This window comes from Mesorhizobium sp. M2A.F.Ca.ET.067.02.1.1 (assembly GCF_004023285.1).
Lineage (GTDB): Bacteria > Pseudomonadota > Alphaproteobacteria > Rhizobiales > Rhizobiaceae > Mesorhizobium.
The window spans coordinates 1-12,137 of record NZ_RZSB01000094.1; the positions used below are offsets into that span (position 1 = coordinate 1).

13 protein-coding genes and 2 pseudogenes are annotated in these 12,137 nt (G+C 63.6%); 11 read left to right on the top strand and 4 right to left on the bottom strand.

Annotated elements, in window-relative coordinates; translation table 11 throughout:
* From EOA28_RS10180 to EOA28_RS10200, 5 genes and pseudogenes are all read left to right on the top strand, one after another.
* Positions 1-209: pseudogene (locus EOA28_RS10180) on the top strand (ABC transporter permease); the annotation flags it as partial.
* A 3-nt stretch (positions 210-212) separates the two neighbouring features.
* Entirely contained in the window at positions 213-1,148 is a 936-nt protein-coding gene (locus tag EOA28_RS10185; protein ID WP_127252767.1) for an ABC transporter permease, read from the top strand.
* A gap of 49 nt (positions 1,149-1,197) precedes the next feature.
* Positions 1,198-2,004, top strand: coding sequence for a 4-pyridoxolactonase (locus EOA28_RS10190; protein ID WP_127252766.1), 807 nt, complete (start codon positions 1,198-1,200; stop codon positions 2,002-2,004).
* Positions 2,005-2,030: 26 nt separating this feature from the next.
* Positions 2,031-3,209, top strand: a complete 1,179-nt coding sequence (locus EOA28_RS10195) for an alanine--glyoxylate aminotransferase family protein (protein WP_128314865.1) — start codon at positions 2,031-2,033, stop codon at positions 3,207-3,209.
* Positions 3,210-3,247: 38 nt separating this feature from the next.
* Entirely contained in the window at positions 3,248-3,994 is a 747-nt protein-coding gene (locus EOA28_RS10200) for an SDR family NAD(P)-dependent oxidoreductase (protein ID WP_127252764.1), read from the top strand.
* A gap of 33 nt (positions 3,995-4,027) precedes the next feature.
* Here the strand turns inward: EOA28_RS10200 and EOA28_RS38750 are convergent, their stop codons facing one another.
* The gene (locus EOA28_RS38750) at positions 4,028-4,195 is read right to left on the bottom strand and encodes a hypothetical protein (protein ID WP_189341993.1); all 168 of its coding nucleotides are present in this window, start codon (positions 4,193-4,195) and stop codon (positions 4,028-4,030) included.
* Positions 4,196-4,460: 265 nt separating this feature from the next.
* On the opposite strand from EOA28_RS38750, the gene EOA28_RS10205 reads away from it, so the two are divergent.
* The 3 genes from EOA28_RS10205 to EOA28_RS10215 all read left to right on the top strand — a co-directional run bounded on the left by EOA28_RS10205 (position 4,461) and on the right by EOA28_RS10215 (position 7,221).
* Complete coding sequence (locus EOA28_RS10205; protein ID WP_127252763.1) at positions 4,461-5,444, top strand: ABC transporter substrate-binding protein; 984 nt, start codon at positions 4,461-4,463, stop codon at positions 5,442-5,444.
* 92 nt (positions 5,445-5,536) lie between these two features.
* The gene (locus tag EOA28_RS10210; protein WP_127252762.1) at positions 5,537-6,340 is read left to right on the top strand and encodes an ABC transporter permease; all 804 of its coding nucleotides are present in this window, start codon (positions 5,537-5,539) and stop codon (positions 6,338-6,340) included.
* A gap of 122 nt (positions 6,341-6,462) precedes the next feature.
* Positions 6,463-7,221 (top strand): ABC transporter ATP-binding protein, encoded by a 759-nt coding sequence (locus EOA28_RS10215; protein ID WP_245463438.1) that lies wholly within the window; start codon positions 6,463-6,465, stop codon positions 7,219-7,221.
* Positions 7,222-7,296: 75 nt separating this feature from the next.
* On the opposite strand, the gene EOA28_RS10220 is transcribed toward EOA28_RS10215, so the two are convergent.
* The 3 genes and pseudogenes from EOA28_RS10220 to EOA28_RS40130 form a co-directional block, all read right to left on the bottom strand.
* Complete coding sequence (locus EOA28_RS10220; protein ID WP_127252768.1) at positions 7,297-8,076, bottom strand: alpha/beta hydrolase; 780 nt, start codon at positions 8,074-8,076, stop codon at positions 7,297-7,299.
* A 292-nt stretch (positions 8,077-8,368) separates the two neighbouring features.
* Positions 8,369-9,079 carry a GMC oxidoreductase gene (locus EOA28_RS40125; RefSeq protein ID WP_348633427.1) on the bottom strand — a complete coding sequence of 237 codons (711 nt, stop codon included), beginning with the start codon at positions 9,077-9,079 and terminating at the stop codon, positions 8,369-8,371.
* Between the two features lie 18 nt (positions 9,080-9,097).
* Positions 9,098-9,976 (bottom strand): annotated as a pseudogene (locus tag EOA28_RS40130) (GMC family oxidoreductase N-terminal domain-containing protein); the annotation flags it as partial.
* 229 nt (positions 9,977-10,205) lie between these two features.
* On the opposite strand from EOA28_RS40130, the gene EOA28_RS10230 reads away from it, so the two are divergent.
* The 3 genes from EOA28_RS10230 to EOA28_RS10240 all read left to right on the top strand — a co-directional run.
* Entirely contained in the window at positions 10,206-11,480 is a 1,275-nt protein-coding gene (locus EOA28_RS10230) for an NAD(P)/FAD-dependent oxidoreductase (protein ID WP_127252759.1), read from the top strand.
* A gap of 35 nt (positions 11,481-11,515) precedes the next feature.
* Positions 11,516-11,932, top strand: a complete 417-nt coding sequence (locus EOA28_RS10235; protein WP_042647582.1) for a RidA family protein — start codon at positions 11,516-11,518, stop codon at positions 11,930-11,932.
* A gap of 4 nt (positions 11,933-11,936) precedes the next feature.
* Positions 11,937-12,137 (top strand): DUF1028 domain-containing protein (locus EOA28_RS10240; RefSeq protein WP_148670679.1); only part of this gene is annotated, 201 nt, incomplete at its 3' end.

Here is a 12,137-nt window from a genome sequence, read left to right on the forward strand (position 1 = left end):
TTCCGGCGGTGTTCCTCGCGCGCATGAATGGCTTTGCCGCGATTGGCTTCGTGTTCCTGCTTTCGGTGCTTTCGATCGGCGGCGAGAGCGCGGCGAGGCGGCTTGGCGTGCCCAATCATTTCACGCTGGTGCTGGTCTCGATCGTGCTGATCGTGCTCGCCCTCGCTGAGTATGTCGACCACCGCTACAACCAGTCGAGAAAGGCCTGAGACATGACCGGGCTGTTCAGCGAGGTTTTTCTTGGCGCGCTGTTGTTCGGCGCCGTCACTGCGGCCGTCCCGCTGCTGCTTGCCGGGCTCGGCGAGCAGATGTCGGAAAAGGCCGGCGTGCTCAACATCGGCATTGAAGGCATGATGCTGGCCGGCGCCTATCTCGGCTTTGTCGGCGCCTTCTATTCGGGGTCGCTGTGGCTCGGCTTCCTCACCGGCGCCGCGGGCGGCGTCGCGGTGGCGCTGATCATGGCGCTGCTTTGCGTGTGCATCGGGCTGAACCAGATCGTCATCGGCATTGCGCTGACGCTGGGGCTGGAAGGTCTGACGGCGCTGCTCCATCATTTCCAGTTCTCGCGCAGCTATCCCCGCCTGCCGGCGGCGGATGCGACCGTCATTCCGCTGCTGTCCGACATTCCCGTCATCGGGCCGGCCTTCTTCAAGCATCACCTGATCGTCTACTTGGCCGTCGCGCTGGTGTTCGCCATGGGCTACGTCTACCGGCGCACGCAGCTCGGCCTCAACCTGCAGGCCGCCGGCGACAAGCCGGCCGCGCTCGACGTCGCCGGCATAGACGTCATCAGGACCCGCACCATCGCGGTGCTGACGACCGGCGCGCTGGCCGGACTGGGCGGCGCCTATCTCGCCAATGTGGGAGCGGGCCTGTTCATTCCGTTCATCACCAATGGCGCCGGCTTTCTCGGCATCGTGCTGGCCATGCTGGCGCGCGGCCGTCCGGTCTGGGTGCTGTTCGGCGCTCTGCTGTTCGGCGTGTGCCTGTCGCTGACCACGGCCATGCAGGTGGCGGGCATCAACATCCCGACCGACATCATCCAGATGCTGCCGTTCCTGGCGGTGATGATCATGCTGGTGCTGTTCGGGCGGCGCGCCAGCCTGCCTGCGGCGCTCGGCATTCCATATGAGCGCGGCGCGCGCTGACAGAAACCAGATGCGCGGATGGGATCCGCGCCAAGATAGGAGACGACAAATGTCGGATACCAAGGTCTACCTGCTCGACGGCGGCTCGCTCGTTCTCGACGGTTATCATGTGTTCTGGAATCGCGGCCCCGGCGGCGAAGTGCGCTTTCCCGTCTATTCGATCCTGATCGAGCATGCCGAGGGCCGGTTCCTCATCGACACCGGCTATGATTACGACCACGTCATGAAAGTGCTGCCTTTCGAGAAGCCGATCCAGGAAAAGCACCAGACCATTCCCGGCGCGCTGGCGCTGCTCGGGCTGGAGCCGAAGGACATCGACGTCGTCGTCAACTCGCATTTCCATTTCGACCATTGCGGCGGCAACAAGTATTTTCCACACGCAAAGAAGATCTGCCATCGCTCCGAGGTGCCACAGGCCTGCAATCCGCAACCTTTCGAGCATCTCGGCTATTCCGACCTGAGCTTCTCGGCCGAGGCGGCGGAGGCGCGTGGCGCCACCGCGCAGCTGCTGGAGGGCACGACGCGCGCCAATTCGACCTTCGAAGGCATCGAGGGCGACGTCGATTTGGCCAAAGGCGTGAAGCTGATCTCGACGCCCGGCCATTCGATCGGCCACTACAGCCTGCTGGTCGAGTTTCCCAAGCGCAAGCCGATCATGTTCACCATAGACGCCGCCTACACGCAGAAGAGCCTGGAGACGTTGTGCCAGGCAGCCTTCCATATCGACCCGGTCGCGGGCGTCAATTCGATGCGCAAGGTGAAGAAGCTGGCCGAGGATTACGGCGCCGAGCTGATGTACTCGCACGACATGGAAAACTTCAAGACCTACAAGACCGGCACCCAGTTCTACGGCTGAACGCCGCCAATCCGGAGACCACTCCCATGCGCTATTCCGATCATGCCGATCCTGTCATCACGCTGACCGCCGGGCCTGTCAACGCCTATGCGGAAGTGCTGCGTGGCCTCGGCCGCACCGTGCTCTACGACTATGACCCGGCGTTCCAGCTCTTCTACGAAAGAGTGACCGACAAGGCGCAGAAGGCGATGCGGCTGTCGAACAAGCCGGTCATCCTGCATGGCGAGCCGGTGCTCGGCCTCGAGGCCGCGGCGGCTTCCCTGATCGCGCCCGACGACGTCGTGCTCAACCTTGCCTCCGGAGTTTACGGCAAGGGGTTCGGCTATTGGGCGAAACGCTATTCGTCCAATCTGCTCGAGATAGAAGTGCCCTACAATGAGGCGATCGACCCGCAGGCGGTCGCGGCAATGCTGAAGGCGCATCCGGAAATCACCGTCGTTTCCGTCTGTCACCACGACACGCCATCCGGCACCATCAATCCGATCGACGCCATCGGCGCGCTGGTCTCGGCGCATGGCGCCTACCTTATCGTCGACGCCGTTTCTTCCTTTGGCGGCATGAAGACCCATCCCGAGGATTGCAAGGCCGATATCTATGTCACCGGTCCCAACAAATGCCTGGGCGCCCCTCCCGGCCTCACCATGATGGGCGTCAGCGAGCGGGCTTGGGCCAAGATGAAGGCCAATCCGCTTGCGCCGCGCGCATCGATGCTGAGCATCGTCGACTGGGAAGATGCCTGGTCGAGCGACAAGCCGTTTCCGTTCACGCCTTCGGTCTCGGAGATCAACGGGCTCGATGTCGCGCTCGACCTCTATCTCAACGAGGGGCCGGAGGCGGTGTGGGCGCGACACGCGCTTACAGCCAGGGCCACGCGCGCGGGCGTCGCAGCGATGGGCTTGTCGATCTGGGCAGCCAGCGACGGGATCGCGTCGCCGACCACCACCGCGGTTCGCACCCCCAACGGTGTCGACGAGAAGGCGCTTCGCCAGGCCGCGCGCGCCCGCTACGGCGTGGTGTTTTCATCTGGTCGCAGCGAAACGCTGGGGAAGCTGACGCGCATCGGCCACATGGGGCCGACCGCCCAGCCGATCTACGCCATCGCGGCGCTGACGGCGCTTGGCGGCGCCATGAACGCGGCCGGCCAGAAACTGGCAATCGGCAAAGGCATCGATGCGGCATTGGCCGTCATCGACGCCGACGCCTGAACGGACATCATCGGATCACGGATCGAGGGAGAAATTTCATGACTGGACGGCTTGCGGGAAAGGCGGCCCTGGTGACGGGCGCGGCGCAGGGTATCGGCAAGGCGATCGCGGCGCGGCTGGCGGCCGACGGCGCGACCGTCATCGTCAGTGACATCAACGCCGAGGGCGCAAAGACGGCCGCCGCGTCGATCGGCGGGAAAGCGAAGGCTGTCGCCGCCGATATCTCCGATCCAGCGTCCGTCAAAGCGCTTTTTGCTGAAATCCAGGCGCTGACCGGTGGCGTGGACATACTGGTCAACAACGCCAGCATCGTGCCGTTCATCGCGTGGGACGATGTCGATCTCGACCATTGGCGCAAGATCATCGACGTCAATTTGACGGGCACGTTCATCGTCACCCGCGCGGCCACTGACCAGATGCGGGCGTCGAACAAGGCGGGACGCGTCATCAGCATCGCCTCCAACACCTTCTTTGCCGGCACACCCAACATGGCGGCCTATGTCGCGGCCAAGGGTGGCGTCATTGGCTTCACCCGGGCGCTGGCCACGGAACTAGGCAAATACAACATCACGGCGAATGCGGTGACGCCCGGCCTGATCGAGAGCGACGGCGTCAAGGCGAGCCCGCACAACGAGGCGTTCGGCTTCGTCGAGATGCTGCAGGCGATGAAAGGCAAGGGCCAGCCCGAGCATATCGCCGACGTCGTATCGTTCCTGGCGAGCGAGGACGCCCGCTGGATCACCGGCCAGACGCTGAACGTCGACGCCGGGATGGTCAGGCATTAGCCGCTGAGACCGAAATTTTCCGACGACGTAGCTTCAACTGCTCAGGTCGAGTGTTTGGATACCGCCGGTGAATACGGCGACAACCGCCTCCGTGGTGTCCTTGAGCGATATGCCGGCCGCCGATTGCGCAGCGGAAATGCCGAGCAGACCGATCCCGGTCGCCGTTTTGCGTCTTCCAGGGCGGCACCGGCCCGTGGCCATTGGCACATCCGCCGGAACCGCAATCGCGCGGCGCCCTCGATTCGAGTTCGTCGGCAAGGAAAGGGCCGCTGCTTCGGTTTCGGCGAAGCAAAGGACAGAAAAAGACTTCTTTAGGCGACCCGGCCCGGATGCTCTCTTGCGGAACCTAGAAGAAGGCCCGCCTGGGAGGGCGACGCATAACAAGAGAGCGGCTGCCGAAACGACAGCCTGGCATACGCCACTCGAATGAGGCCGATGCCAGCAACAGCCATGGGGAACCACGACAATGAAGACATTCCGCAATTGCCTGATGACCGCGGTCAGCGCAGGCCTGCTGGGCTTGGGGCTTGCCGCCCCCGCTGACGCCGGCGCCATCCGCCTCGGCATGACCACCTGGGTCGGCTACGGGCCGCTGTTTCTTGCCCGCGACCTCGGCTACTTCAAGGAAGCCGGCGTCGACGTCGACCTGAAAGTAATCGAAGAATCGGCGCTCTATATGGCGGCGGTCGCCGGCGGCGATCTCGATGGCGCGGCATCCACAGTCGACGAATTGATGAAGTACCGCTCCGACGACCTCTGCTTCAAATATGTCGTGGCGCTTGACGACAGCCACGGCGGCGACGGCGTCGTCACGCAGGCCGACGTCAAGTCGCTCAAGGATTTGAAGGGCCAGCCCGTCGCCCTGAACGAGGGCTCCGTTTCCGAATTCTGGTTCAACGTGCTCCTGAAGAAGGAAGGCATGACCGAGGACGATGTCAGCATCACCAACATGACCGCCGATGACGCCGCGACCGCCTTCATCGCCGGCCAGGTTCCCGCCGCAGTGACCTGGGAGCCGCACCTGACCGAAGTCCGCAAGGGCGGCAAGGGCAAGGTGCTGATCGACTCCGCGACGACGCCCGGCCTGATCGTTGACGTGATCGCGCTCAAATGCGACCTGATCGAGAAGCATCCCGAGGATGTGAAGGCTTTGATCAAGGGCTATTACAAGGCGGTCGATTACATCAAGACCAATCCGGACAAGGCCTATGAGATCATGGCCAAGGGCATTGGCGGCTATCTCGAGAAGCCCGAGGATTTCGCGGCCGGCGCCCAGGGCGTGCGCTACTACGACCGCGCCCGCAACCTGGAATTCTTCGGCACTCCGGAAAAGAGCGAGGCGTCCGACCTGGTGAACTTCGCCCAGGATATCTGGGGCAAGGCCGGCAAGCTCAAGATGACGATCGACGCGAAGACCATTCTCGACACCGATTTCATCAAGGAACAGTAAGCCTTCGAAATCCGTCGGGGTCGGCTTGACAGGCTGACCCCGCTTTTTCTCGAAAGCTTCAGTTTCGCGCTTAAATCTACGGAGGCCATCCTATGGCACAGAGGCGGACGGCGTGGACACGCCTGACGACCCCATTCGCCAACATTCCCGCCAGCACCGCAACCACCCTCGCATTGGCAATGTGGATAGCCGTGATCGGCGGCTGGGCTCTTCTGTCCTACGGCCGCGTCGTGCCGAGCATGTTCCTGCCGACGCCCGGAACCGTGCTGCAGACGGCCTATCGCATGTCGCTCGACGGCAGTCTTTTCTATCACACTTTCACCAGCGCCAAGGTGGTGATCCTTGGCTTCATCGTGTCCTCGGCGATCGCGGTGCCGCTAGGGCTGTGGATGGGTACCTACCGGGCGGTGCAGGCGCCGCTGGAGCCGCTGGTCAATTTCATCCGCTACCTGCCGGTGACCTCTTTCGTGCCGCTGTTCATCCTGTGGATCGGAATCGGCATCGAGCAGCGCATAGCGGTGATCTTTTTCGGCACGTTCTTCCAGCAGCTCGTGATGATTTCCGACTGCGCGCGCAGCGTCTCCCGAGACCTGGTCAACGCCTCCTACACTTTAGGCACCAGGCGTAGCGAAGCCGTGTGGCACGTCATCTTTCCGGCAGCGCTTCCGGCGATCCTCGACACGCTTCGCGTCACCATGGGCTGGGCCTGGACCTACCTGGTCGTGGCGGAATTGGTCGCGGCGTCGAGCGGCCTCGGCTATATCAGCCTCAAAGCGATGCGCGGCTTCCAGGTCGATGTGATCTTCATGGCGATCGCTGCGATCGGGCTTCTTGGCCTCATCACTGACACGGCATTCCGCATTCTCCGGGCGAGGGTCGCGCCATGGGCAGCCTGACTATGAACGCCTCCTCGCAAACCGCAGCCGGATCAAGGGTAGTGATGACCGAAACCATCAAGGCGAACAACCCGGCTGGCACGACCCATGCAGCCGGCGATCAGCGTTCGGCCGGCACCACCATGGCCATCGAGGACGTGACATTGCGCTATGGCGACGTCAATGGCGTGCTGGCGCTGGACGATGTGTCGCTGCAGGTCGCCAAGAACGAATTCTGCGTCATCGTCGGTCCGTCAGGATGCGGCAAATCCAGCCTGCTCTATCTGGCCGCCGGGCTCAATGACGCCACCTCGGGCAGCATCAAGGTCGACGGCAGGGAAGTGATCGAGCCAGGTCCCGACCGGGGCATGGTGTTCCAGAGCTACACCTTGTTTCCCTGGCTCACGGTGCGCGCCAACATCGAATATGGCCCCAAGCGCAAGGGTCTGCCGGCGGAGCAGCGCAGGCAGATCGTCGACCAGTATCTCAACGAGGTCGGCCTTGCGCCATTCGCCGACCATTATCCGGCGCAACTCTCAGGCGGCATGAAGCAACGCGTGGCGATCGCGCGCGCCCTTGCCAACGACCCGGCCGTTCTGTTGATGGACGAGCCGTTCGGCGCGCTCGACAGCCAGACGCGCGGCACCATGCAGAAGCTGCTGCTGCGCGTCTGGGAGCGGCAGCAGAAGACGGTGCTCTTCGTCACCCACGACATCGACGAGGCGCTGGTCCTGGGCGACCGCGTCCTGGTGATGACGGCCCGGCCCGGCAAGATCAAGGCCGAGATCAAGGTCGACATCCCGCGGCCGCGCTCTATGGACGTGATCCTCGAACCCGACTTCATCGCGCTCAAGCGCCGCATCCTCGGCCTCCTGCACGATGAGATCGACGAGGATCACTGAGGGCAAATGGTCGGGAGCATCGAACGCCCGAACCCGAGGCGGCGGACGTCTGCCGCCCCGGACCCGATCAGCCTGTCAGCTCAGCTGTCCGGCGGCTTGCGAGATAAGCCGGGCGATCTCGTGCGGGTGAGAGATCAGCGACAAATGGCTTGCCTTCACCTCGATGGTTCTTGCGTTCATCCGCTTTGCCATGAAGCGCTCGAGATCAGGGTTGATCGTGCGATCCTCCGTCGATACGGCATACCAGCTTGGCTTCGAGCGCCAGGCCGCCTGCGTCGTCTTTCCGGTGAAAAGCTTGTCCGAGATCGGCCCCTGGACGGCATAGAGGATACGCGCCTTCGTGTGCGGAATACCGCCGGCGAAATCCCGCAGGAAAGCCTCCTCACTGAGCTTGCCGTAGCCTTCGGACCAGACGAGGCCGGCGGAAGCCGGTGGCGCCGCAAAGGTCTTGGCGAGCGCCGTGTAATCTTCGCCGGCGTCCGGCGCGCGCGCCGCGACATAGACGAGCGAGGAGACCTTCGGGTCCATCCCCGCTTCCGTGACGATCATGCCAGCAAAGGAATGTCCAACAAGCACCGTCGGTCCATCCTGGAGAGCGATCGCGCGGCGCGTTGCCTCGACGCCTGCCTCCAGCGTGGTCAGCGGGTGCTGGACGACGGTTGACCTGAAGCCGGCCTGCTGCAGGATGCCGACCACGTCCGACCAGCACGAACCATCCGCATAGGCGCCATGAACCATGACTACATTGCGCAGCTTCGGGGTCGTCTGCGCTCGCGCCCTGGGTGAGCTGGCAAGGAGGCTCGTGGCCATTCCGGCGGCAAGCGTGGTGGAGAAAGTGCGCCGATTCATCATAATCGTGGGTTCCTTGAGAGATTTGCGGGGGCGGCCGATGCTTGGCCGAGCCGCGCTGGAAGTGCTTCGCGCGGCGTCTACGCCCAGTCTTCGCAACCTGCGGAACCTTCGTTACGGCCGTCACGGCTTCGTGACCGCCTCGGTCGGGGGTCTCGCCGGAAAAATCGGCGCATCACCGCCTTCGCGGCCGCTACGGGTTGCAAGGGCGCTCCCCGGTTCAGGGCAACAATCGGGCAGCTCAGCGAAATGCCGAGCGGCCCAATTTCGAAGGCGAGGCGATCTTTACCGTTCGCCGTTACGCGCCCCTACCAAGGATCATCTCCGAAGCCTTCTGCCCGATCATCATGCTTGGCGCGTTGGTGTTGCCGCCGATCAGCTTCGGCATGACCGAAGCATCCGCGACGCGAAGTCCGTCCACGCCGCGCACCTTGAGCGTCGCCGGATCGACGACGGCCATGTCGTCCGTTCCCATCCTGCAGGTCCCGACCGGGTGATAGACGGTCAGCGCTTCGGCGCGCAGATAGGCGAGGATCTCGTCGTCGCTGCTTATATCCTTGCCCGGAAGCATCTCCTTGCCCCGCACCGCGTCGAATTCGGACGAGGCAAAAATCCGGCGCGCGATCTTGATGCCTTCGACTAGCACCATGGCGTCGTCCTCATGCGTGAAGAAACGGTGGTCGATCAGAACATCCCGGCGAGCACTGTCTCGCGACAGCCTGATCTCGCCCACGCTTTTCGGCCGAAGCACGCAGGTGTGGATAGCGTAGCCGTGACCGTATTCGATCAGCCTGCCGCGATGGCTGCGATATCCGGGCACGAAATGGAACTGGATATCGGGAAGGCCGTTCGCGTACCTGGTCTTCGCAAAACCGCCGGCTTCGACATAGTTGGTGGTTAGCATGCCCTTGCGGCGCGCGAAATACTGGAAAGGCGCTGCCGCCATTCGCGGCAGGTTGGCGAGCGACAGGCCGAGCGTCCTGGTGCTTTTGGAGCGCACCGTGATCATGCCGTCGACATGATCCTGCAGGTTCTTGCCGACGCCCGGCAGATCGAGCACCGGCGTGATGCCGATCTGCTGGAGCTCATCTGCCGGTCCGATGCCGGAGGCCATCAATATCCTGGGCGAGTTGATGGCGCCGGCCGAAAGCACGATTTCGCGGTTGGCCGAGAGCGTCTTCTGCTGGCCCTCATGCCGCACGCGCATCCCCGTCGCCCGCCCTTCGGCGATGACGAGGTCGATCACCTCGCATTCTGTGAGCAGCGTGAGGTTCTTGCGGTCGAGCACCGGACGCATGAAGGCGCTGAAGCTGCTGAAGCGCTGGCCGCGATCCTGGGTGACATTGTAGATGCCGAGGCCGAACTGGCTTTCGGCATTGAAGTCGGTGTTGGCGGGGAGGTCGGCGTTCTTGCCGGCCTTGACGAACATGCTTGAAAGCACGTTCGGGTCGCGCGGATTGTCGACCAGCAGTTCGCCGTCGCTGCCGTGATAGCGCTGGTCCTGGCCGAGCAGGTTGCGCTCAAGCTTCTTGAACACGGGCAGCACGTCCCGATAGGCCCAGCCGGCGCAGCCGAGTCCGGCTCACTCGTCATAGTCCTCGGCGGCGCCACGGATATAGACCATCGAGTTGATCGAGCTCGATCCGCCCAGCGCCTTGCCGCGGTTGACCGGAATGCTGCGGTTGTTGAGGGGCGGCTGCGGCACGCCGACGAAACAATAGTCGTAATTAGGATTGCCGTAGAGCGAAAGGATGCCTGCCGGCACCTTGACCCGCAGGCTGTTGTCGCTGCCGCCGGCCTCGATCAGGCATACTTTGACTGACGAATCGGCGCTCAGCCGATTGGCGACCACGCAACCGGCCGAACCGGCGCCGACGACGATGTAGTCAAAGCTCTCAGTCTGCATCCCAGCCCCTCGAGAATTCCGGAACTCTAGGTGCGTCTCTCGGCGCGAGAAATTCGGAAATGGTTACGCGTGACTTCGGAGATTCGTTATGGGCCCGCGCTGGTACGTGCTGCTACTTGTGAGCGCCAGAAGCGGTCGGATGGCGCAGCCTGTGTGCACCCACCCGTGGCCCAAGGTCGGTTTCATCCCGCGCGGCGGAAGCTGTCGGATGATCAAAAAAGGACTGAGCATGTCGGTTGAGACGGTAGACACGCTTGTCGTTGGCGGCGGCCAGGCGGGGGTGGCCATGAGCGAGCACCTGAGCAAATGCGGGGTACCCCATCTCGTCCTCGAGCGCGGCCGGATTGCCGAGCGCTGGCGCTCGCAGCGCTGGGATTCCTTGGTCGCCAACGGCCCGGCCTGGCACGACCGTTTCCCGGGCATGGAGTTTCCGGTGACAGGACCCGACGGCTTTCCTTCCAAGGAAGAGGTCGCCGACTATTTCGTCGCCTACGCAAAGCAGATCAACGCGCCGATCCGCTGCGGCGTCGAGGTCAAGCTCGTGCAGAGGAATGTCGGCCGTCCGGGATTCCGCGTCGAAACCTCGGATGGCGTGATCGAAGCCAACAGCGTCGTCGCCGCGACCGGGCCTTTCCAGGTCCCCGTCATCCCCTCTCTCGTTCCTGCTGATGCCGGCCTCCTGCAAATCCACTCCAGCGCCTACCGCAATCCGGCGCAGTTGCCGAGAGGCGCGGTGCTGGTGGTCGGCGCGGGATCTTCGGGCGTGCAAATTGCCGATGAGCTGCAGCGCGCCGGGAGGCGCGTTTATCTCTCGGTCGGCCCGCACGATCGTCCGCCGCGTTCCTATCGCGGGCGCGACTTCTGCTGGTGGTTGGGCGTGCTCGGCAAATGGGACCTCGAAACGCCAGGGCCTGGCACGGAACATGTCACGATCGCTGTGAGTGGCGCGCGTGGCGGCGAGACGATCGATTTCCGCCGCCTGGCCGCGCAGGGGCTCACCCTCGTCGGCATGACCAAGGCATACCAGGACGGCGTGATGAGTTTCGCGCCCGATCTTGCGAAGAATATTGCGCGAGGCGACGCCAATCTGATGTCGCTGCTGGACGAGGCCGATGCCTATGTCGCGCGCAACGGCCTCGACCTTCCGGAAGAGCCCGCTCTCCGCAAGATTGACCCCGATCCGGACTGCGTGACCAATCCGATCCTTAATCTCGATCTTGCCGAAGCCGGCGTGGCGACGATCATCTGGGCGACGGGCTTCGCCGTTGACTACAGCTGGCTGAAGGTCGATGCCTTCGACGAGAAGGGCCGGCCAAGGCACCATCGCGGCGTCTCGACCGAGCCGGGGATCTATTTCCTGGGGCTGCCCTGGCAATCGCGCCGAGGGTCGAGCTTCATCTGGGGCGTCTGGCACGATGCCAAGCATGTGGCAGACCGTATTTCGACGCAGCGCAAATATCTGGCCTACCATGCCGCCGCGAAGCGCGAGCCCGTGGACGCCTGACCAAAGCTGCGAGCCCGACCCAATTGGAGACCAAGATGGCGCATACGCGAATTCGCAAATTCAACACCAAGGAAACCTATCCCGAGCAGAAGCTCGACAATGATCTCTGCCAAGCGGTTGTCACCCGCGGCGGCCGCACCGTCTATCTGCGCGGCCAGTGTCCGCAGGATCTCGACACGGCCAAGAACATCGACAGCCACGATCCGGCCGAGCAGACGCACAAGGTCATGCAGAACATCAGGCAGCTCATCGAGGAGTGCGGCGGCACGATGGAGCATCTGGTGAAGGTGGTGGTCTACATCACCGACGTCCGCCATCGCGAGGCCGTCTACCGGACGATGGGTGAATACATCAAAGGCGTGCATCCGGTCTCGACCGGGCTGGTCGTGTCGGCGCTGGCGCGGCCGGAATGGCTGGTCGAAATCGACGGCACCGCCGTCATACCGGACTGAGGCCATGACCTTTTCCATCGTTGCGCGCTGCAGGCGGACAGGCATGTTTGGGGTGGCGGTGTCGTCGTCGTCTCCGGCTGTCGCGGCGCGCTGCGCCTACGCCCAGGCGGGTGTCGGCGCGGTCGCCAGCCAGAACGTCACCGATCCGACGCTCGGGGTCCGGGCGCTGGAGCTGATGGCGCGCGGCGCCTCCGCTGCCGAGGCG

Coding starts and splice junctions, on each gene's coding strand:
- EOA28_RS10195 (WP_128314865.1), top strand. CDS start 2,031: ATGCGCTATTCCGATCATGCCGATCCTGTCATCACGCTGACCGCCGGG.
- EOA28_RS40125 (WP_348633427.1), bottom strand. CDS start 9,079: ATGATCACGGTGCGCTCCAAAAGCACCAGGACGCTCGGCCTGTCGCTC.
- EOA28_RS38750 (WP_189341993.1), bottom strand. CDS start 4,195: ATGGCCACGGGCCGGTGCCGCCCTGGAAGACGCAAAACGGCGACCGGG.
- EOA28_RS10190 (WP_127252766.1), top strand. CDS start 1,198: ATGTCGGATACCAAGGTCTACCTGCTCGACGGCGGCTCGCTCGTTCTC.
- EOA28_RS10200 (WP_127252764.1), top strand. CDS start 3,248: ATGACTGGACGGCTTGCGGGAAAGGCGGCCCTGGTGACGGGCGCGGCG.
- EOA28_RS10185 (WP_127252767.1), top strand. CDS start 213: ATGACCGGGCTGTTCAGCGAGGTTTTTCTTGGCGCGCTGTTGTTCGGC.
- EOA28_RS10210 (WP_127252762.1), top strand. CDS start 5,537: ATGGCACAGAGGCGGACGGCGTGGACACGCCTGACGACCCCATTCGCC.
- EOA28_RS10205 (WP_127252763.1), top strand. CDS start 4,461: ATGAAGACATTCCGCAATTGCCTGATGACCGCGGTCAGCGCAGGCCTG.
- EOA28_RS10230 (WP_127252759.1), top strand. CDS start 10,206: ATGTCGGTTGAGACGGTAGACACGCTTGTCGTTGGCGGCGGCCAGGCG.
- EOA28_RS10215 (WP_245463438.1), top strand. CDS start 6,463: ATGGCCATCGAGGACGTGACATTGCGCTATGGCGACGTCAATGGCGTG.
- EOA28_RS10235 (WP_042647582.1), top strand. CDS start 11,516: ATGGCGCATACGCGAATTCGCAAATTCAACACCAAGGAAACCTATCCC.